At 69.9% G+C, this 20189-nt stretch carries 17 protein-coding genes; 5 read left to right on the top strand and 12 right to left on the bottom strand.

Annotated features, from left to right (window positions below):
* Positions 1-17: 17 nt before the first annotated feature.
* A complete protein-coding gene (locus HNR00_RS02750; RefSeq protein WP_183564539.1) occupies positions 18-869 on the bottom strand; it encodes a hypothetical protein in 852 nt (283 codons plus the stop codon).
* Positions 870-1359: 490 nt separating this feature from the next.
* Between HNR00_RS02750 and HNR00_RS02745 the strand changes: the two genes are divergently transcribed.
* On the top strand, positions 1360-2286 hold the full coding sequence (locus HNR00_RS02745) for a lipid kinase (protein ID WP_183564536.1): 927 nt from the start codon (positions 1360-1362) through the stop codon (positions 2284-2286).
* A 114-nt stretch (positions 2287-2400) separates the two neighbouring features.
* Positions 2401-3141, top strand: a complete 741-nt coding sequence (locus HNR00_RS02740; RefSeq protein ID WP_183564533.1) for a TerC family protein — start codon at positions 2401-2403, stop codon at positions 3139-3141.
* An 86-nt stretch (positions 3142-3227) separates the two neighbouring features.
* Here HNR00_RS02740 and fhuF read toward each other — a convergent pair whose 3' ends face one another.
* The 6 genes from fhuF to HNR00_RS02710 all read right to left on the bottom strand — a co-directional run bounded on the left by fhuF (position 3228) and on the right by HNR00_RS02710 (position 8268).
* The gene (gene fhuF, locus HNR00_RS02735; RefSeq protein ID WP_183564530.1) at positions 3228-3947 is read right to left on the bottom strand and encodes a siderophore-iron reductase FhuF; all 720 of its coding nucleotides are present in this window, start codon (positions 3945-3947) and stop codon (positions 3228-3230) included.
* A 70-nt stretch (positions 3948-4017) separates the two neighbouring features.
* Entirely contained in the window at positions 4018-4887 is an 870-nt protein-coding gene (locus HNR00_RS02730) for an acid phosphatase (protein ID WP_210306270.1), read from the bottom strand.
* Between the two features lie 135 nt (positions 4888-5022).
* Positions 5023-5895 (bottom strand): alpha/beta fold hydrolase, encoded by an 873-nt coding sequence (locus HNR00_RS02725; RefSeq protein WP_183564524.1) that lies wholly within the window; start codon positions 5893-5895, stop codon positions 5023-5025.
* A gap of 7 nt (positions 5896-5902) precedes the next feature.
* Positions 5903-6745 (bottom strand): 2,3,4,5-tetrahydropyridine-2,6-dicarboxylate N-succinyltransferase, encoded by an 843-nt coding sequence (dapD, locus tag HNR00_RS02720; RefSeq protein ID WP_183564521.1) that lies wholly within the window; start codon positions 6743-6745, stop codon positions 5903-5905.
* Positions 6746-6809: 64 nt separating this feature from the next.
* A complete protein-coding gene (locus HNR00_RS02715) occupies positions 6810-7277 on the bottom strand; it encodes a Crp/Fnr family transcriptional regulator (RefSeq protein ID WP_183564518.1) in 468 nt (155 codons plus the stop codon).
* Positions 7278-7581: 304 nt separating this feature from the next.
* On the bottom strand, positions 7582-8268 hold the full coding sequence (locus tag HNR00_RS02710) for a response regulator transcription factor (RefSeq protein ID WP_183564515.1): 687 nt from the start codon (positions 8266-8268) through the stop codon (positions 7582-7584).
* A gap of 307 nt (positions 8269-8575) precedes the next feature.
* Here HNR00_RS02710 and HNR00_RS02705 point away from each other — a divergent pair, with 307 nt between their 5' ends.
* Together HNR00_RS02705 and rlmN are read left to right on the top strand one after the other, a co-directional pair.
* Entirely contained in the window at positions 8576-9172 is a 597-nt protein-coding gene (locus HNR00_RS02705; protein WP_183564513.1) for a L,D-transpeptidase family protein, read from the top strand.
* A 73-nt stretch (positions 9173-9245) separates the two neighbouring features.
* Positions 9246-10523 carry a dual-specificity RNA methyltransferase RlmN gene (rlmN, locus tag HNR00_RS02700; protein WP_183564509.1) on the top strand — a complete coding sequence of 426 codons (1278 nt, stop codon included), beginning with the start codon at positions 9246-9248 and terminating at the stop codon, positions 10521-10523.
* 133 nt (positions 10524-10656) lie between these two features.
* Here the strand turns inward: rlmN and HNR00_RS02695 are convergent, their stop codons facing one another.
* The 5 genes from HNR00_RS02695 to HNR00_RS02675 all read right to left on the bottom strand — a co-directional run bounded on the left by HNR00_RS02695 (position 10657) and on the right by HNR00_RS02675 (position 18449).
* A complete protein-coding gene (locus tag HNR00_RS02695; protein WP_183564506.1) occupies positions 10657-10869 on the bottom strand; it encodes a hypothetical protein in 213 nt (70 codons plus the stop codon).
* A 137-nt stretch (positions 10870-11006) separates the two neighbouring features.
* A complete protein-coding gene (metH, locus tag HNR00_RS02690) occupies positions 11007-14759 on the bottom strand; it encodes a methionine synthase (protein ID WP_183564503.1) in 3753 nt (1250 codons plus the stop codon).
* Between the two features lie 196 nt (positions 14760-14955).
* A complete protein-coding gene (gene metF / locus HNR00_RS02685; RefSeq protein ID WP_183564500.1) occupies positions 14956-15876 on the bottom strand; it encodes a methylenetetrahydrofolate reductase [NAD(P)H] in 921 nt (306 codons plus the stop codon).
* Positions 15877-15990: 114 nt separating this feature from the next.
* Entirely contained in the window at positions 15991-17055 is a 1065-nt protein-coding gene (locus HNR00_RS02680) for an ArsR/SmtB family transcription factor (RefSeq protein ID WP_183564497.1), read from the bottom strand.
* Positions 17056-17300: 245 nt separating this feature from the next.
* Positions 17301-18449, bottom strand: coding sequence for a patatin-like phospholipase family protein (locus HNR00_RS02675; protein ID WP_183564494.1), 1149 nt, complete (start codon positions 18447-18449; stop codon positions 17301-17303).
* Positions 18450-18800: 351 nt separating this feature from the next.
* Between HNR00_RS02675 and ispG the strand changes: the two genes are divergently transcribed.
* A complete protein-coding gene (gene ispG, locus HNR00_RS02670; RefSeq protein ID WP_183564491.1) occupies positions 18801-20129 on the top strand; it encodes a flavodoxin-dependent (E)-4-hydroxy-3-methylbut-2-enyl-diphosphate synthase in 1329 nt (442 codons plus the stop codon).
* The last annotated feature ends 60 nt before the right edge of the window (positions 20130-20189 follow it).

Here is a 20189-nt window from a genome sequence, read left to right as displayed (position 1 = left end):
GAGGCGGAACCGCCTGTTCAGGCGCCGCCCCGCCCGCCGATGGAGGCGCTGAGGGCGCCGCGGCGCAGCACCCGGCTCGTCTCCTCGACGATGACCGGACGGCCATTGGCGAAGCTCACCGTCAGCATCAGCTCGCCCACGCCCTGCGAGCGGGCCCCGCGGCCGGGGCTGGCGGCGGTGAAGTCGTGGACCGTGCGGACGAGGCAGCTCTGGGTCGCCGCGTTGCAGGAGACCCGCGGCTCGCCCTGCGGCTCGTAGCGCCGCTCGGGCCAGCGCCGGGCGAAGCGCCGCTTCTCGGCCATCAGCGCGGCCAGCGACATCGTGCGCCCGTGGAAGCGGACTTTCGCGCCGTAGAAGCGCGGGGCCGCCGCCGCCATCCCGTCGCCGGGGCTCGACACGCTGTCGAGATAGGCCTCGCTCAGGCGCTGCGCCGAGCCGGCCCATTCGGGAAAGCGCGGATCGGGTTCGGCCCGCGCCATGCCCTGCGCCCCGGTGCTCGGCGCCTCGCGGGGCGGCGCCGTGAAGACCGGCGGCGCGACGCGAGCCGAGCGCTGCGACCGCGCCTCGGCCTCGCGCGCGGCTTGGCGCCGGGCCTGCCGCTCCTCGCCCGCGCGGCGGGTGCCGCGGGCGCTGCGATGGGCAGCCGGCGTCTCGTTCACGGCCGTGGAGCGCGTCTCGCGCTGCGCCGGAGCCGCAGCCTCGGATTGCGTCACGGTCGGCGACGCCGGCTCCGCCGCGGGCTTCGCGGGTGAAGCGTGCTTGTCGGCTGCCTTGGCCGGCGGATCGACCCAGCCGGGCCCCTGCTGCGCGACGGCCGGCAGCGACAGGGCAAGGAGCGCGAGGGCGGTCGTGGCAAGGAGAGGGCGCATGGCATCACCGATCGGTCGGGCGCGACCGGGTAGAACGCGCAGGATCGGGCCGGCGGTTCCCTCCGATCCGGACTCGGCCCGCGAGGGCGGGAGGCCGTGGCCGAAAGGTGACAGCGGGCCGGATGGCAGGCTCGTCCTCGGTGTTGACGGGCTCGCCGTTTCTCCATCTGTCACATGTAACGACAGGCTGTTTCGCGCTCGCTGTCCGTCTTCCTCGGGATCGTCTGAAGATTGGGGAGCGGCCTCGCCACTTGCCCTCGGGCCGGAAGCCCCCACCTTGAGCGCGAGCGTATCCCTGCGGACGTGCCCTCGGGCATCGCGGGTTCTCCAGAGACGGGTCCGGGCCCCTCTGGCGGCCGAGGCGTCGGCCGCGATGTCGGACCCCTTCGCGACCTGAGCGCTGACGCGGCGCCAATGCGTGCGAGGATTCCTTGCCGGCCGCGCCCTTCCTGTGCCTCCCTCCCCGCCCGACCGCGCCGGGAGGCCTGCTTTGAGCCCGGCCGACGGGAAGAACCGCCGCGCCCTCCTCCTCGTCAACGGCAAGGCCCGCAGCGGCGGGGCGCCGCTGGACGCGATCCGGGGCATCCTGCGCGAGGGCGGGCTCGACCTGATCGAGCCGGAGAACAACCGCGACTGCCACGAGACCATCACGCGCCACGCCGCGTCGGTCGATTGCGTGGTGCTGGGCGGCGGCGACGGCACCATGAACGCCGCGGCGCCCGCGCTCGTCGAGACCGGGCTGCCCTTCGGCATCCTGCCGCTCGGCACCGCCAACGACCTCGCCCGCTCCCTCGGCCTGCCGCTGGAGCCGGAGGCGGCGGCCAGACTCATCCCGAGCGCGCCGGAGAAGGCGATCGACCTCGGCTGGGTCAACGGGCACTACTATTTCAACGTGGCGAGCATCGGCTTCTCCGCCGACCTCGCGGGTGAATTGACCGCGGACGCCAAGAAGAAGTGGGGCACGGTGGGCTACGCCATCGCGGCCTTCCGGCTGCTGCGGCGCGCCCGCCCCTTCACCGTGACGATCGAGCACGACGGCACCACCGAGAAGGTCACGACGATCCAGGCCTCGGTCGGCAACGGGCGCCATTACGGCGGCGGCATGACCGTGCAGGAGGACGCCACCGTCGATGACGGCAAGCTCGATTTCTACAGCCTGGAGGTCGATCACTGGTGGCGGCTCGTCGCGCTGCTGCCGGCGCTCCGCCGCGGCACCCACGGGCAGGCCGAGGACGTGCGCGCCTTCGAGACGACCGAGCTCAAGCTCTCGACCCGCAAGCCGCGGGCGGTGAACACCGACGGCGAGCTGACCACGTGGACGCCGGCCCACTTCAAGGTGATGCCGAAGGCGGTGCGCGTGCTCGCCCCGCCGATCGACACCGGCGCCAACCGCATCCCCCTCCCCTTCAAGCTCTAGACCCGCTGACCTGACTGCATCGGGTCAGCGGGTCTAGATTCGTCTTTCACTGCGCATTCTTTCGACGAACCGGTCTCCACGTCGTCGGAATGCGCTCCAACGCCGGACTTGCCCGTGGACAGCCTGCTCCAACTCGCCGCCGACCCGACCGCCTGGGCCGCGCTCGCCACCCTCGTGGTGATGGAGGTGGTGCTCGGGATCGACAACCTGATCTTCATCTCGATCCTGACCAACAAGCTGCCGCCGGAGAACCAGGCCAAGGCCCGGCGCATCGGCATCGGACTGGCGCTCATCCTGCGGCTCGCGCTGCTCGGCACGGTCGCCTGGATCGTCCACCTGACCGAGCCGGTCTTCGAGGTGTTCGGCAAGGGGTTTTCCTGGCGCGACCTCATCCTGATCGCGGGCGGCCTGTTCCTGCTCTGGAAGGCCACCAAGGAGATCCATCACACCGTCGATCCGAACCCGGAGGAGAAGGCCGGAGGCGGGGCAAGCATCGGCTTCGCCGCGGCCATCGGCCAGATCCTCGTGCTCGATCTCGTCTTCTCGATCGACTCGATCATCACGGCTGTCGGCATGACCGAGCACGTGCCGATCATGGTGATCGCCGTCGTCACCGCCGTCACCGTGATGCTGATCGCCGCCGACCCGCTCTCGCGCTTCATCGCGGCCAACCCGACGGTGGTGATGCTGGCGCTCGGCTTCCTCATCATGATCGGCATGACGCTGATCGCGGAAGGGTTCGGGGCGCACGTGCCGAAGGGCTACATCTACACCGCCATGGCGTTCTCGGCGGGTGTCGAGGGCCTCAACATGCTGGCGCGGCGGCGGCGGAAGAAGAAGGCCGGGACGGCCTGAGGGACAGGGCGGCGCTCAGCTGCCCTCGATCCTTGTGCCGCATCGGCATTTTCCGAAAGCCGGCGGCCACCTTTCGGGCCGATGCTTCAGCCCCGCAGCAAGGGGCAGATGCCGGCGCATTTCGAAAAGCCGGGGAGCGCGTGGCGCAGGCAGCAGACCCGGCGGCGGGGCGCGTCGAGGCCGGCCAGCGCGTCGGCGCGCATCAGGGTGAGGGCCGAACACGCCTCCTGCGGCCATCGCAGGGCCAGCAGCGCCTCCCGCACCGCGCCGGCCTGCTCCTGAGTCTCGCGGGCGAGGGTGCCGAGCGTCCAGAACAGGTGGCCGCCCGCATTCTCCCACAGCAGGCGCATCGACAGCCCGGTCTCGGCCCGCAGGCACCGCACCGCCGGGGCGACGCGCTCGGCGAGCAGGCGATCGACCTGGGCCGGGAGCGAGGCCGGGAACGGCAGTTCCGGCGCGAGGTGGAAGGCCGCGGGCAGCCCGCCGGCCGCGAGGCTGAACCGCTCCGGCGGCAGCGCCAGCCCGAGCCGTGCGCCCGCAGCGAGGCCCGGCGCGATCAGCCCGGCGAAGAGGTAGGCGCTCCACAGCGAGGCGACCGCCCGCCGCTCGCCGCCGGGATGCGCGTCGGCGAAGGCGGCGAGCGCGTCCGAGAGCGCACCGCAGGTAGCCGATTCCTCCATCGTGCGCGCCGCCGGATCGGGATCGAGGCGCAAGCGGCCGGCGAAGGGGGCGAAGGCCCCCTGCAAGGCGGCGTCGAGGTCTTTTTGGGTCGGAAGAATAGAGGGGGTCAGGGGGAGGCGGTCCACGCCGGCTGCCGATCGCACCCGCGCTCCGGGCGGGCCGCGCCTTAGCAGAATCCGGCCGTGTCGTCGCCTATCAGAGCAGCGGCTGGCGGGCGGCGGCGTCCTCGCGGGCGCAGATCATCGGATCGGGCTTGGGGCCGTCCGCACTGAGCGCCCGCTTCAACTCGGTCCGGGCCCGCTCGAGGTCGGCGCGGAAACCCGCATCGGCCAGCAGCACCGCGACCAGGGCCGAGGCGCCGGTGCGGGCCGCCACCACGTCGCTCAGCCAGTGGACCCCGCACACCACCCGGCTCTCGCCGTAGAGCCGGCTGCGCACGAGGAACTGCGTCGCCTTCTCCGGCATCAGATTGGCCATGATCAGGCCGTAGGCCCAGCCCTGGCCCGCATGGCCCGAGGGGTAGCTGTAGCTGTCGGCGAGTTCGGGCGAGCGGACCACGCAGATCGGCGCGTCGTTGCCGACGAAGGGCCGCAGGCGGCGGTAGCGCCGCTTGGCCTCGCGGGTGGCGCGGGCGACGTCGAGGCGGGCCCGGTCGAGCAGGCGCATCAGGTCGGGCACGCGGGTCTGGTCGAGCCGCTGGCCGAGGACGCAGGCGTAATCCTCCAACAGGGCCGCGCCACCCTCTGCGACGTCGTTGGTGGCGAGCGCCCAGCGCGGCGTGCCCTGGTAGGCCCGCGTCGCGTTGAAGGCCGCCCGGTCGGCGGCCTCGGCCACCGAATGCCCGCCCGGCGGCGGCGGCAGGATCGCCACGAGGCTCGGCGCCGCCTCCTCGCTGAGATAGGCCTTCGGGCCGGGTGCGGCCGGGTTCAGCCGGTCCTTGTCGAGCGAGGGCGCGGATTTCTCCGGCGGCGGGGCCGCTTGCGGCACCGTCTGGGTCTGGGCGGCCAAAGGCGTAGCCAACAGGACGGTCAGCAGGGCGGCGAGGCGGACCGGCGGGCGGAGCATCGGACGAGGCACTTTCGGGAATCGGATCCTGAGCGAATTCATGTTTCCCTATGATGGACGTGCGACAACCATGTCACAGTCCTGCAATAGGCCGTTGCCTGACAGCTCTTCCCGGCTGTTTCCACTCAACGCCGGTCAGGCCCGGATCGCGGCGGCGACCGCTTGCGAAAATTCCTCGTGCGGGCTGAGCGCGCCCGGCACCGTGCGGGCCTCGACGCCGCCGGCCTCGATCAGGGCGTCCATCTCGGCCCCGGAGCGGCGCGGTGCCCGCTCCGGCCGCAGCACCCGCACCGGCGGCAGATCGGGCCCGAACAGGCCCAGGAAATCCTCCCGGGTGCCGACCGGATCGAGCCCGCCGGTGACGAAGGCCGCGGTGCCGAAGCGCCCGTTCCGCTGGCGGGTGATGCGGTGCTTGGCCCGGATCACCTCGGGCGTCACGTGTTCGGCCTCCGCGTAGACGTGGGCGCGCATCATCCGGCCGATGATCGGCGGGCTGATGTTGATCCGGTAGAGCGCTTCACCCACGAGCGGCATCTCGACCGCCTTACGGATGCGCTCGAACCAGCGGGCGCGGTGCGGCCCCATCGCGGTCGGCAGCGGCCCGCGCCAAGTCGGCGCCACCAGAACCAGCCGCCCGAACGCGCCCGGATGGCGCCGCGCCGCCGCCGCGAGATAGGGCGCGGCGTGGCCCGCCGCGACGGCCAGCGCGTAGGGGCCGGGCGCGGCGGCGAGCAGCGCGTCGAGGAAGGCGTGGTAGGTCGCGGGCTCCAGCGGCACGCGGACGCGTTCGTGGGCGCCGAAGCCCGGCCAGTCGGGCACGCGGCAGCGATGGTCCGCGGCGAGTTCACGGGCGAGCGGCCGCATCTCCTCCCGCGCCGAGATCGAGGACAACGCCGGCAGCAGCAGGGCCGCCGGCCCTGTCCCGACCTCCATGCAGGGTGTCGGAACGGGCTGCCCCGCGACCGTCAGGTCGAGGATGCGGGTCGTGAGGGACGCCGGCCCACCCATCGGATCCTCAGGTCCGCAGCAACTCGTTGATGCCGGTCTTGGCGCGGGTGCCGGCGTCGACGCGCTTGACGATGACGGCGCAGTAGAGGCCCGGCCCCGGCGTGCCGTCGGGGAGCGGCTTGCCCGGCGTCGTGCCGGAGACGACCACCGAGTAGGGCGGCACGCGTCCGAAAAAGGTCTCGCCGGTGGTGCGGTCGATGATGCGGGTCGAGGCGCCGATATAGACGCCCATCGACAGGACCGAGCCCTCGCCGACGATGACGCCCTCGGCCACCTCGGCGCGGGCGCCGACGAAGCAGTTGTCCTCGATGATGACCGGGTTGGCCTGGAGCGGCTCCAGCACGCCCGCGATGCCGGCGCCGCCGGAGATGTGGCAGTTCCGGCCGACCTGGGCGCAGGAGCCGATCGTCACCCAGGTGTCGACCATGGTGCCCTCGCCGACATGGGCGCCGAGGTTGATGAAGCTCGGCATCAGCACCGCGCCGGGCGCGATGTACGAGCCGCGGCGCACGAAGCAGCCCGGCACGGCGCGGAAGCCCGCGGCGCGGAACTCGGACTCACCCCAGCCGGAGAATTTCGAGGGCACCTTGTCCCACCACGGCGAGGAGCCGGGGCCGCCCTCGATCGGCACCATGTCGTTGAGGCGGAAGGACAGCAGCACCGCCTTCTTGAGCCATTGGTTCACCTGCCAGGACTCGCCGGCCTTCTCGGCGACGCGCGCCTTGCCGGAATCGAGCAGGTTCAGCGCCTCCTCCACCGCCTCGCGCACCGCGCCGCCGGTCGCGGTCGAGACGTTGGCGCGGTCCTCCCAGGCGGCTTCGATGGTTTTTTCGAGATCGGCGTGAGACATCGTCAGGTTCCGGAGGTTGGATGCGCTCGGGTTCGGCCGTGCTTACAAAAGCCGCACGTTCCTGTCACCGCTCACGGGCCGCAGGCGTCTTCAGCCGCTCGCCGACGCGCGAAAATCCCTGAACGAGGTCGCGCAGCTCTCCGGCGATGCCGTCGCGGACGACCGCCGCGACTTCGGGAAATTCGCGCAGCACGCGGCTCATCACGGAGGGCGTCAGGCGCATCACCTCCGCGGGCTCGACGGCGCGGGCGTCGGCCGGGCGCTCGACCGGGCGGAACAGGGCGTTGCGGCCGATCAATCCGGAGCGGGCGACGGTGACCGGCGGCTCGCCCACGCGGCGGGACTCGACGGCGATCGTGCCGGACATCACCACGTAGCCGCCGTCGGAAGGCTCGCCACGGGAGAACAGGAGTTCGCCCGCGTCCAACTGGCGCCGGTCGCCGGCGAAGCTCAGGAGGCGCAGGGCGTCGCGCTCGAACAGCTCGAACACCGGGGCGGCGGCCAGGATCGCGATGTCGTCGTCGAGCCCCAACGCCTGTCCCGCCCTTCGGCCGATCCGCTCACAGCCCGGTGAAGCTTAGCGGATAGCGGCCGGATGCGATACGCCGCGGCATGATGGCTTCGCGGGGCGATGATGCCGAACGGCCTGCCCTTCCAAGCCAACCGCCGTCATTCCGGGGCCGCGCAGCGGAATCCGGAATCCACCCGAGATGCGCGGCGTAACGGTAACCGGCGTGGCCAGTCGTGGATTCCGGGTTCGCCTTCGGCGCCCCGGAATGACGACCGCGTGTGTCGGGTTGTTCCGTGCCGCCGCTAATCGACCCTAAAAAGTCGAATCAGGGCAACAGCTTATACCCACCGCCCTCGGTGACGAGGATCGCCGCGGTGGCCGGGTTCGGCTCGATCTTCTGGCGCAGGCGATAGATGTGCGTTTCGAGGGTGTGGGTGGTGACGTGGGCGTTGTAGCCCCACACCTCGGCCAGCAGCGTGTCGCGCCCCACCACCTCGCGGCCGGCGCGGTAGAGGTAGCGCAGGATCGCGGTCTCCTTCTCGGTGAGCTTCAGCTTCGAGCCGCGCTCGCCGACCAGGAGCTTGGCGCCGGGGCGGAAGGTGTAGGGGCCGATGCGGAACACCGCGTCCTCGGAGGCCTCGTGCTGGCGCAACTGCACGCGGATGCGGGCCAAGAGCACCGCGAACTTGAACGGCTTGACCACGTAGTCGTTGGCGCCCGCCTCCAGGCCCTCGACCATGTCGTCGTCGGATTCCTGGGCGGTCAGCACGATGATCGGGCCGCGGTAGCCGTTGCGGCGCATGATCCGCACGGCCTCGCGCCCATCCATGTCGGGCAGGCCGACATCCATCACGACGAGGTCGATGCGCTCGTCCGCCACCCGGCTCATCGCCCCGGTGGCGGTCGCCTCGCCGATGACGGAGAACTCGTCGTAGGCGTCGATCTGCTCCGTCAATGCCTCGCGCAGGGCGTCGTCGTCGTCGCAGACGAGGAGGCAATAGGGGTTGGACATCGACGAGGTAACTCTCGAGAGGCTATTCCGGTGGCCCGAGCGTGTCAGCTCGGACAGACGACCAAGACGGTTTGACGACCAAGACGGTTTCATGACGGTGGTCGGGTCCGACGCGTCATGGGAGCCCGGGTCTTCCGCGGACAGCGCTCGCATAGCCCTGCCCTTCCTTTTAACCTAGTTTGTTTTGCGGGCCGGGAAATCCGCCTTGCATGCTTATGCAGCATTTTCGCCATGTTCCATTGGCTGTTTTGTGGGCTTGCGCACCGCTTGGCCCGGTGCATGGCGCGGTGACGGGATGAAAACGACGATGAGGCGTGCGGGATCCGGCGCGGCGGTGCGCCCGGCGACCCTGGCGCTGCTGCGGGTGCATCCGCTGCCGGGCGATCCGACCGGGGGCCGGCTCGTGGCGGGCGCGGGCGTGATCCCTTGCGCACTCGGGCGCTCCGGCCTCCGCGCGGTCAAGCGCGAGGGCGACGGCGCCTCGCCCCGCGGCGTGTTTCGCCTGCGCGGCGGATTCTTTCGGCCGGACCGGTTTCCCGTCCGGCCGGCGACACCTCTGCCGCTCCGGGCGATCCGGCCCGACGACGGCTGGTGCGACGCGGCCGGCGACCGGCGCTACAACCGCCCGATCCGCCTGCCGAGCCCGACCAGCGCGGAGGCGATGTGGCGCGACGACGGGCTCTACGACCTCGTGCTCGATCTCGACCACAACCGCGGCCCGATCCGCCCCGGCGCCGGCTCGGCCATCTTCATGCATATCGCCCGCGCGGGGTTCCGGCCGACGGAGGGCTGCGTGGCCCTGCGGCCGGCGGACCTGCGCCGCCTGCTGCGGCGGCTCGGGCCGAGCACCCGGATCGCCATCGGCCCGGTGCCGGCCCGCCCGAAGCGGGGGAAAGGCTCGTAAGCCGCCGGTGCATTCGCGTTCGCGAGCGAATCCGCCTATATGAAAAAAATTCCAGAGTCTTAAGGTCACTTCCATGGCGACGGCGTCGTTCGACACCGCCCGGCGCGAGGCGCGCCCCGTTTCCCCGATCGAGAAGGCCCCCGAGGTCACGGCGCTCTCAGGCCTGCCCGGCCGCAAGCGCTCGCTCGTCGGCCTCTCCCGCGCCGACCTGAAACAGGCGCTGCTCGAGATCGGCGTCGCGGAGCGGGAGACGCGGATGCGCGTCTCCCAGGTCTGGCACTGGATCTACGTGCGCGGCGCCCGCGACTTCTCCGAGATGACCAATGTCGGCAAGGGGCTGAAGGCGCAGCTCGCCGAACACTTCACCCTGGAGCGGCCGGAGGTCGTGACCGAGCAGGTCTCGCGCGACGGCACCCGCAAGTGGCTCCTGCGCATGGCGCCGACCGGCGCGCACGACCACAACCGCGGCGCCGAGATCGAGTGCGTCTACATCCCCGGCGACGACCGCGGCACGCTCTGCGTCTCGTCCCAGGTCGGCTGCACGCTGACCTGCTCGTTCTGCCACACCGGCACGCAGCGCCTCGTGCGCAACCTCTCCACGGCCGAGATCGTGTCGCAACTCGTGGTCGCCCGCGACGCGCTCGGCGACTTCGCCGGTCAGATGCCGAGCAAGGACGGCGGCGAGGTCGGGCGCCTCGTCACCAACATCGTCTTCATGGGCATGGGCGAGCCACTCTACAATCTCGACGCGGTGATCGACGCGGTCTCGGTGATGTCGGACCAGGAGGGCTTAGGGCTGTCGCGGCGGCGCATCACGGTCTCGACCTCCGGCGTCGTGCCGCAGATCGAGCGGTTGGGGCTGGAAGCGAACGCCATGCTGGCGATCTCGCTGCATGCCGTGCGCGACGGCTTGCGCGACGAGCTGGTGCCGCTGAACCGCAAATACCCGATCGAGCAGTTGCTCGAGGCCTGCCGGAACTATCCGGGGGTCAGCAACGCGCGGCGCATCACCTTCGAGTACGTGATGCTGAAGGGCGTCAACGATTCGGACGCGGATGCGCGCGCCCTGGTGCGGCTCCTCAAGGGGATTCCCGCCAAGATCAACCTGATCCCGTTCAACCCCTGGCCCGGCTCCAAATACGAGTGCTCGGACTGGGAGCGGATCGACCGCTTCTCCGAGATCGTCTTCAATGCCGGCTACGCCTCGCCGGTGCGCACGCCCCGCGGCCGCGACATCCTGGCGGCCTGCGGCCAGCTCAAGAGCGAGACCGAGAAGATGCGGGCGCGTGCCCGTATGCTGATGGAAGAGGGGCTGGGGGCGGAAGGGTTTTACGCGGGCGGGGAGGATTAGCACCTCTCCTCCCCCTTGCGGGGAGGAGCCGGAGGTGGGGGTGGCTCAGGATGGATCGCCGAGCTTTATCCGGCACCACCCCCACCCCTGACCCCTCCCCGCAAGGGGGAGGGGAACGCCCCCCTGAAAAGAATCAGTACCCGCGGTTGGCGATCGAGGGCAGCGAGGGCTGCGTGTAGGCGCGGTTCACGTCCTTGCGGTCCATCGTGCCGTTGGTGTCGTTCGAGCGGCGGTAATTGCCGGTGTCGAAGGACTGCGACAGGCCCGAGCCGCGGGAATCCGTGCTGTTGCAGGCGGCGAGGCCGCAGGCCAGGGCGGCGGCGAGGACGAGGAGCGTGGGGCGCATCGGGGTGTTTCCTGAAGGGACCGCGGCGTCGCCGCCCCGGTCGGTCCGTCGGCTTGCCCCCGCGGGACCCCGCCCGGCAAGGCCAAAGTGCCGGCGCGGGGACGATCCCGCGCCAAGTGTGACCTATTCGACGTGGCCTACTCGGCCGCCGCCTTGAGGTAGCGGCTGGGGTCGTAGTTGAGGATCGGCCCGAGCCAGCGCTCGACTTCCGCCACGTCCATGCCCTTGCGCAGGGCATAATCCTCGACCTGATCGCGCTCGACCTTGGCGACGCCGAAGTAATGCGCCTGCGGATGCGCGAGGTAGAGGCCCGACACCGAGGAGCCCGGCCACATGGCGTAGGATTCGGTGAGCTTCACGCCGATGCGGCGCTCCGCCCCGAGCAGGTCGAACAACGTGACCTTCTCGGTGTGGTCGGGCTGGGCCGGGTAGCCCGGCGCGGGCCGGATGCCGTCGTACTTCTCGTGCACCAGCTCGTCGATGGCGAAGCTCTCGTCCGGCGCGTAGCCCCAGAACTCCCGGCGGACGCGCTCGTGCATCCGCTCGGCGAAAGCCTCGGCGATGCGGTCGGCCAGCGCCTTGACGAGGATCGAGCGGTAATCGTCGTTGGCCCGCTCGAAGCGCTCGGCGATGCGCACTTCCTCCAGCCCCGCCGTCACCACGAAGCTGCCGACATAGTCGGCGATCCCCGTCTCGGCGGGCGCCACGAAGTCCGAGATGCAGGTGTTGGGGCGCCCGTCGCGCTTCGACAGCTGCTGGCGCAGGCCGTGGAAGGTCGCGAGTTTTTCGAAGCGGCTCTCGCCCGTATAGAGCACGATGTCGTCGCCGATGCTGTTGGCCGGCCAGAAGCCGATCACCGCCTTCGGGTTGAACCAGCGCTCGTCCACGATCTGCTTGAGCATGGCCTGCGCGTCCTCGAACAGGGCGCGCGCCGCCGGGCCCTGCTCGGGATCGTCGAGGATCGCCGGGTAGCGGCCCTTGAACTCGTAGGTCTGCAGGAACGGCGTCCAGTCGATGTAGGGGACGAGGTCCGCCACCTCGTAGGAGCCGTAGACGCGGGTGCCGGTGAAGCTCGGCTTCTTCGGCGCATAGCCCGACCAATCGACCTTGAAGGCGTTGGCCCGCGCCTTGGCCAGCGGCAGGCGCTGCTTGTCGAGTTCCGAGCGGGCATGCGCGTCGGCGACCTTGCGGTATTCGGCCCGCACCTTCTCGACGGTGGCCCCGCGGGTCTCCTTCGAGATCAGGCTCGACACCACGCCGACCGCGCGGCTCGCATCGGTCACGTAGACCGCCTGCCCCTTGGCGTAGGCCGGGTGGATCTTCACCGCGGTGTGGACGCGGCTGGTGGTGGCGCCGCCGATCAAGAGCGGCATCTCCATGCCCTCGCGCTCCATCTCGGCGGCCACATGCACCATCTCGTCGAGCGAGGGGGTGATGAGGCCCGACAGCCCGACGATGTCGACGTTCTCGCGCTTGGCGGTCTCGAGGATCTTGGCGGCCGGCACCATCACGCCGAGATCGATGATCTCGTAGTTGTTGCAGGCCAGAACCACGCCGACGATGTTCTTGCCGATGTCGTGGACATCGCCCTTCACGGTCGCCATCAGCACCTTGCCGGCGGCCTGGCGCTGGCCGGTGCCGCCATTGGCGCGCTTCTCCTCCTCCATGAAGGGTTCGAGATAGGCGACCGCCTGCTTCATCACGCGGGCCGACTTCACCACCTGCGGCAGGAACATCTTGCCCGACCCGAACAGGTCGCCGACCACGTTCATGCCGGCCATCAGCGGGCCCTCGATGACGTGGAGCGGGCGCTCGACGCCCTGGCGGGCCTCCTCGGTGTCGGCGACGATGTACTCGGTGATGCCGTTGACGAGCGCGTGCTCGATGCGCTTGGCCACCGGCGCCTCGCGCCACGTCAGGTCGGCGGTCTTGGCCTGGGCCGAGGCGCCGGTCTTGAAGCGCTCGGCGGCCTCCAACAGGCGCTCGGTCGAGTCGTCGCGACGGTTGAGGACCACGTCCTCGCAGAGTTCGCGGAGTTCGGCCGGGATCTCGTCGTAGACCGCGAGCTGGCCGGCATTCACGATGCCCATGTCCATGCCGGCCTTGATGCAGTGGAACAGGAACACCGCGTGCATCGCCTCGCGCACCGGCTCGTTGCCGCGGAAGGCGAAGGACAGGTTCGACACGCCGCCGGAGATGTGGGCGTGTGGCAGGGTTTTCCGAATTGTGCGCGTGGCTTCGATGAACGCGACGCCATACGGATTATGTTCTTCAATACCCGTGGCAACAGCAAAAATATTCGGGTCGAAGATGATGTCTTCCGGCGGGAAGCCGATCTGCTCGGTGAGGATGGTGTAGGCCTTGGTGCAGATCTCGACCTTGCGCTCGTAGGAATCCGCCTGCCCCTGCTCGTCGAAGGCCATGACGACCACCGCCGCGCCGTAGGAGCGGCAGATCTTGGCGGCCTCGATAAACTTGTCCTCGCCCTCCTTCATGGAGATCGAGTTCACGATCGGCTTGCCCTGGATGCACTTCAGGCCGGCCTCGATCACCTCGAATTTCGAGGAATCGACCATCACCGGCACGCGGGCGATATCGGGCTCGGCGGCCACGAGGTTGAGGAACTCGACCATCGCCTTCTCGGAGTCGAGCAGGCCCTCGTCCATGTTGACGTCGATGACCTGGGCGCCGGCCGCGACCTGATCGCGGGCGATGTCGAGGGCGGCGGCGTAATAGCCGTTGGTGATGAGCTTGCGGAATTTGGCCGAGCCGGTGACGTTGGTGCGCTCGCCGACGTTCACGAAGGGAATTTCCTTCGTCAGCACGAACGGCTCCAGGCCCGAGAGCCGCATCAGGCGCGGGATTTCCGGGATCTTTCGCGGTGTCTTATCGGCGACCGCCTCACTGATCGCGCGGATATGGTCCGGCGTGGTGCCGCAGCAGCCGCCGACCATGTTGACGAGGCCGGATTCGGCGAACTCGCCCACCAGCTTGCCCATCGCCTCCGGGCTCTCGTCGTAGAGGCCGAACTCGTTCGGCAGGCCGGCATTGGGATAGGCGCAGACCAGGGTGTCGCAGATGCGCGACAGCTCGGCGATGTGGCCGCGCATTTCCTTGGCGCCGAGCGCGCAGTTGAGGCCGAAGGTGAGCGGCGAGGAGTGGCGCAGGGAGTTCCAGAACGCGCCCGGCGTCTGGCCCGACAGGGTGCGGCCGGAGAGATCGGTGATGGTGCCGGAGATCTGGATCGGCAGCCGGATGCCGGTCTCGTCGAACACCTGCCACGCGGCGGCGATGGCGGCCTTGGCATTCAGCGTGTCGAAGATCGTCTCGATCAGGATCAGCTCGGCGCCGCCGTCGATGAGGCCGCGCACCTGCTCGACATAGGCCTGCTTCACCTGGTCGAAGGTGACGGCGCGGTAGCCGGGGTTGTTCACGTCCGGCGAGATCGACAGCGTGCGGTTGGTCGGGCCGATGGCGCCGGCCACGAACCGGCGGCGGCCGTCCTGCTTCTCGGCCAATGCGGCGGCCTCGCGGGCCAGCCGCGCGCCCTCCGCGTTCAGCTCGTGGATGATCGATTCCATGCCGTAATCGGCCTGGGCGATGGTGGTGCCGGAAAACGTGTTGGTCTCGCAGACGTCGGCGCCCGCGAGGAAGTAGTCGAGGTGGATCTGCCGGATCGCGTCGGGTTGGGTCAGGATCAGGAGGTCGTTGTTGCCCTTCTGGTCGTGGCCGTGGTCCTTGAACCGCTCGCCCCGGAAATCCTCTTCCGTGTACTTCAGGCGCTGGATCACCGTGCCCATCGCCCCGTCGAGGACGAGGATTTTCTGCCCCGCACGCTCGCGAAGCGCGCGCTCGATCTCGGTGCCGTCGACGGGGGGGAAGGTGGTCATGTCGGACGATCCTGGGAGTTTCCGGGGAGGCGATGGCCGAAAGCGTCGGTCCCATCAACCCACCTCATCCTGAGGTGCCGGAGCGAAGCGGAGGCCTCGAAGGAGGCCTCCAGAAGGCGCATTGATCCCTGGAGCCCTCCTTCGAGGCTGAGCTTACGCTCAGCACCTCAGGATGAGGGCGAAGGGTGGAAGGCGGTTACGCCGCCTTCGCCGCCAGCTTGGCCGGGACCTGCGAGCGCAGGCCGAGCAGATGGCAGATGGCGTAGACGAGGTCCGAGCGGTTCATCGAGTAGAAGTGGAAGTCCTCTACGCCCTGATCGACGAGGTCGAGCACCTGTTCGGCAGCGACCGCCGCCGCCACCAGTCGGCGGGTCTCGACGTCGCTCTCCAGGCCCTCGAACCGGGCGGCCAGCCAGTAGGGCACCGAGGCGCCGGTGCGGCGGGCGAAGTTGGCCGCCTGCTTGAAGTTCTGCACCGGCAGGATGCCGGGGATGATCGGGATGTCGATCCCGGCGGCGCGCACCTTGTCGCGGTAGCGCAGGTAGATCTCGTTGTCGAAGAAGAATTGGGTGATCGCCTGATCGGCGCCGGCATCGACCTTGGCCTTCAGCGCGTCGATGTCGGCATCGAGCGAGGCGGCCTCCGGGTGCTTCTCCGGATAGGCCGAGACCGCGACCTTGAAGTCGCCGATCCGCTTGATGCCGGCCACGAGGTCGCAGGTCTGGGCGTAGCCGCCGGGATGGGGCCGGTAGGTGTAGCCGACGCCCTCGGCCGGATCGCCGCGCAGCGCCACGATGTGGCGCACGCCCGCATCCCAGTAGGACTGGACGACCGAATCGATTTCCTCGCGCGTGGCGTTCACGCAGGTGAGGTGGGCGGCGGGCTTGAGGCTGGTCTCCTTGACCATCCGGGCCACCGTGTTGTGGGTGCGCTCGCGGGTGGAGCCGCCCGCGCCGTAGGTCACCGAGACGAATTTCGGCTGCAGCGGCGCCAGCCGCTCGATCGAGGACCAGAGGATCTTCTCCATCTCCTCGGTCTTGGGCGGAAAGAACTCGATCGAGACGCGGATCGGGCGGAAGCCGTCGCGGCTGGCACGGTGCTGAGAAGCGCTGGGCATCGAAATCGTCCCCTTCGTGGTCGTTCTTGTGGTCGTCGACATCTTGATCGTTCGATCTTGCGATCAGGATTGTCGGTCGATCGTGTCCCGGTCGTGTCGCCTTGGCCGTAGGGCTCAGGCCACTGCCCGCTCGTCCGGCGCCGCCGGCCGGAGCGAGACGGCGTTTTGGGTGAGGTTTTCGGCGACGTCTTGAGCGATATCCTGGGCGAGCCAGAGGGTGACGGTGAGCGGATGCTCGGTGCCGTCGTCGGGGGCGAGGTCGCGGCTCTCGACCCGGCCGAGGCCCGCCTGCACCAGCCATCCCGTCACCTGATCGGCCGCGAAGCCGAGACGGCGATGGGCCTGGGTCTCGCGCAGATGCTCCTGGGCATGGGGCGCGAAATCGACCACGAGCAGGCGCCCGCCCGGAGCGACGAGGCGCGCGGCCTCCCGCAGGGCGCGGGCCGGATCGTCGAGGTAATGCAGCACCTGATGCAGCACCACGAGGTCGAAGCCCGCCCGCCCGAAGGGCGGCGCGTGGAGGTCGCCCTGTCTCAGGTCGACCCGCGGCAGGCCCGCCCGTTCCAGGTTGGCCCGGGCGACGGAGAGCATGGCGTGGCTCGAATCGAGCCCGGTGGCCCGGCCCGCGCGGGGCGCCAGCAGGGCCAGCATCTTGCCGGTGCCGGTGCCGAGATCGACCACGTGGCGGATCGGCCGATCGCCGAGCGCGTCGAGCACCGCGGCCTCGACGGTCGCCTCGGGCACGTGGAGCGAGCGCAGCCGGTCCCATTTCGGGGCGAGGCGCGCGAAGAAGGTCTGGGCGGCGTCCGCGCGCTGAGCCCGCACCGAATCGAGCCGGGCGCGATCCTCGGAAAGCGGCGGCGCCTCGTGGCGGAGCGCGGCGATCAGCGGCTCGACGAAGCCCGCGGCGGCCTCGCGCAGGCGGAAGAAGGCCCAGGCGCCTTCGCGATGACGCTCGATCAGGCCGGATTCGACCAGAAGCTTGAGATGGCGCGAGATGCGCGGCTGCGACTGGCCCAGGATGTCGGTGAGGTCCGAGACCGACAATTCGCCCTCCGCCAGCAGCGCCAGGATGCGCAGCCGCGTCTCCTCGGCGGCGGCGCGCAGCACGGCGAGCGCTTCGGTGAAAGGCACCGATGCCGTGGGGGAGGCCGTCCCGAGGCTGTTGGCACTAGACATAAAGATATCTTTATGTGCGTAGCGGCCGAGGCGCAAGCGAAATCGCGTTACGGGCCGGGGTGGCTTGTCACGGTTTGAGCGGCGCGACGGTTCGGTATCCCTCCGCCGTCATTCCGGGGCGCCGAAGGCGAGGCCGGAATCCACGACGGGCCGCGACGCCTGTCATGGGCCGCGCATCACGGGTGGCTTCCGGGTTCCGCTGCGCGGCTCCGGAATGACGGTGTGCGTGAAGGAAAAGGGGCGACCTACTGATAGGCCTGCTTCAGATCCAGCGTGCAGCGCACCCCGACCTCGCCGTAGCCCTGTTCGAGCCAGGCCTGGGCCGCCTTGCGCCCCTTGTCGCGCAGGCGTTCGATCATCCGCCAGCGGGCGTCGAGGCGCGAGGAGGCGGCGTAGTCGTCGAGGAGGTCGGTGCCGTCGATGCGGTGGAGGAAGACGCGCTCCAGCCCCTCGACCTCCTGTCCGCCCTCCTCGATCAGGCCGTGCACGAAGTCGATCGCGCGCAGCTCCCGCATCAGGTTGGCGTTGAAGGTGATCTCGTTGAGCCGGTTCTGGATGTCCTGCGCCGTGCGCGGCGTCTCGCGGCGCTCGACCGGGTTGATCTGCACGAGGAGGATGTCGCGGGTGCGCGCCTCGTGCAGCGGGTAGAGCGCCGGATTGCCGAGATAGCCGCCGTCCCAGTAGGGCACGCCGTCGATCTCCACCGCCTGGAACACGGTCGGCAGACAGGCCGAGGCCATCAGATGGTCGGCGGTGAGGCGCTCGCGCTCGAACACCGCGAGCTTGCCGGTCCAGACATTGGTGGCCGAGACGAAGACGTCGGCGGTCGAGGCGGAGCGCAGGCGCTCGAAATCGACCACGCGCTCCAGCGCGCCGCGCAGCGGATTGATGTTGAGGGGGTTGGCCGCATAGGGGCCGGGGTTGAGCACCTTCAGCCATGCCTCGACGAAGGGGTTGCCCTTCCAGACGTGGAACAGTCCGTCGATCCAGCTCTGCTGCACCGGCTTGAGGTCGGCATCCAGGCTCGCCTCGCGCCAGAAGGCTTCGAGGGCGGCGCGCGCGCCGTCGGGCCCGCCCGCGAGCCAGCCGTCCACGAGGACGACGGCGTTCATCGCGCCTGCGCTCGCGCCCGTCACCGCCTCGAAGGCGACGCGCCCGTCCTCGATCAGCGCGTCGAGCACGCCCCAGGTGAAGGCGCCGTGCGACCCGCCGCCCTGGAGCGCCAGCGACACCGCCTTCTCGGCCCGCGGCCCGGCAAGGCCGCGAAAACCTTCGCCCGGACGAGTCGTGTGGGCGATCGGGCTCGGAACCACGGTGACCGGATTGTGAGCGTCGTCGCCGGGCACCTCCGATGCCGTCGGGCCGGCGATCGTCTCGGGGCTGAGCCTGTCCATCGTGCCTCACCAGAATTGTTGCAGTGCGTCTTTAGATGGTGCAAAGCAGCATCCGGTTCCGTGCGGTGCTTTGACCCGTAGGCAATCGACGCCCGCGAGCGGCTTTTGCATGAGGGGTGAACGCTCCGCCGATGGGGTGCCATCCTTGCAATCGCGGCGCTCGCGCTCGACATCCCGCTCGGGATGCGACATGGAAGCGGCCTCGAGCACAAGGCAAGCTCCGCATCCGTTCGCGCGGGCGTGAGCGGCAGGTCGCGGATCGCGCCGGATTCGGATAGGATCGTCTTCGCGCCCGCGGGACGCCCCAAGGCCGGCACGCGCGGACAGGTTGAGACGACCCGCGAAGGCACGATGGAAGTCATGGAAGCTCCCGACGCCCTGGCAAACCCGATCGAGGCTCAGAGCCCGAACATGCGCGGGCCGGAGATCGCAGGGCCCGCCCCGCGCCACCGCACCGTCGGCGTGCGGATCGGCGAGGGCGAGGGCGCGGTCACCGTCGGCGGCGGCGCGCCGATCGTCGTGCAGTCGATGACCAACACCGACACCGCCGACATCGACGCCACCGTGGCCCAGGTCGCCCAGCTGGCGCGGGCCGGCTCGGAGCTGGTGCGCATCACCGTCGATCGCGACGAGGCGGCGGCAGCGGTGCCGAAGATCCGCGAGCGCCTCGACCGGATCGGCTGCCACGTGCCGCTGGTGGGCGACTTCCACTATATCGGCCACAAGCTCCTGTCCGACCATCCGGCCTGCGCCGAGGCGCTGGCCAAGTACCGGATCAATCCGGGCAATGTCGGCTTCAAGGAGAAGAAGGACGTTCAGTTCTCGACCATCGTCGAGCAGGCGATCAAGTACGGCAAGACGGTGCGCATCGGCGCGAACTGGGGCTCGCTCGACGAGGCCCTGCTGACGCACCTGATGGACGAGAACGCCCGCTCGGCCAAGCCCATCGATGCCCGCGCGGTGATGCGCGAGGCGATGGTGCAATCGGCGCTGACCTCAGCCGACCGCGCGGTGGAACTCGGCCTGCCGCAGGATCGCATCATCCTCTCGGCCAAGGTCTCGGCGGTGCAGGACCTGATCGCGGTCTACCGCGAGGTGGCGCGCCGCTCGGACTACGCGATCCATCTCGGCCTGACTGAGGCCGGCATGGGCTCGAAGGGCATCGTCGCGGCCTCGGCCGCCATCGGCGTGCTCCTGCAGGAGGGCATCGGCGACACGATCCGCTACTCGCTGACACCGGAGCCCGGCGGCGACCGCACCGTGGAGGTGAAGGCCGCGCAGGAACTCCTGCAGACCATGGGGTTCCGCACCTTCGTGCCGCTGGTCGCCGCCTGCCCCGGCTGCGGCCGCACCACCTCGACCACGTTCCAGGAGCTCGCCCGAGACATCCAGAACTGGATCACCACTTCCATGCCGGAGTGGAAGAAGACCTATCCAGGCGTCGAGAGCCTGAACGTCGCGGTGATGGGCTGCATCGTCAACGGGCCGGGCGAGTCGAAGCACGCCGATATCGGCATCTCCCTGCCCGGAACCGGCGAGACCCCGACCGCCCCGGTCTTCATCGACGGTAAGAAGGCGATGACCCTGCGCGGCGCGACGCTCGCCAAGGACTTCGAGGGCATCGTCATCGACTACATCGAGCGCCGCTTCGGCCAGGGCAAGCGCGACGCCGCCGAGTGAGGGGCGAGGGGCACCCACGGGCGCCCCTCTCCGGAGAGCCTGCCGAATCCCGGGACCGTT

It is taken from the genome of Methylorubrum rhodinum (genome assembly GCF_014199935.1).
Lineage (GTDB): Bacteria > Pseudomonadota > Alphaproteobacteria > Rhizobiales > Beijerinckiaceae > Methylobacterium > Methylobacterium rhodinum.
The sequence above is the reverse complement of the archived record's forward strand: the minus strand, read 5'-3'. Positions and strand labels throughout refer to the sequence as shown.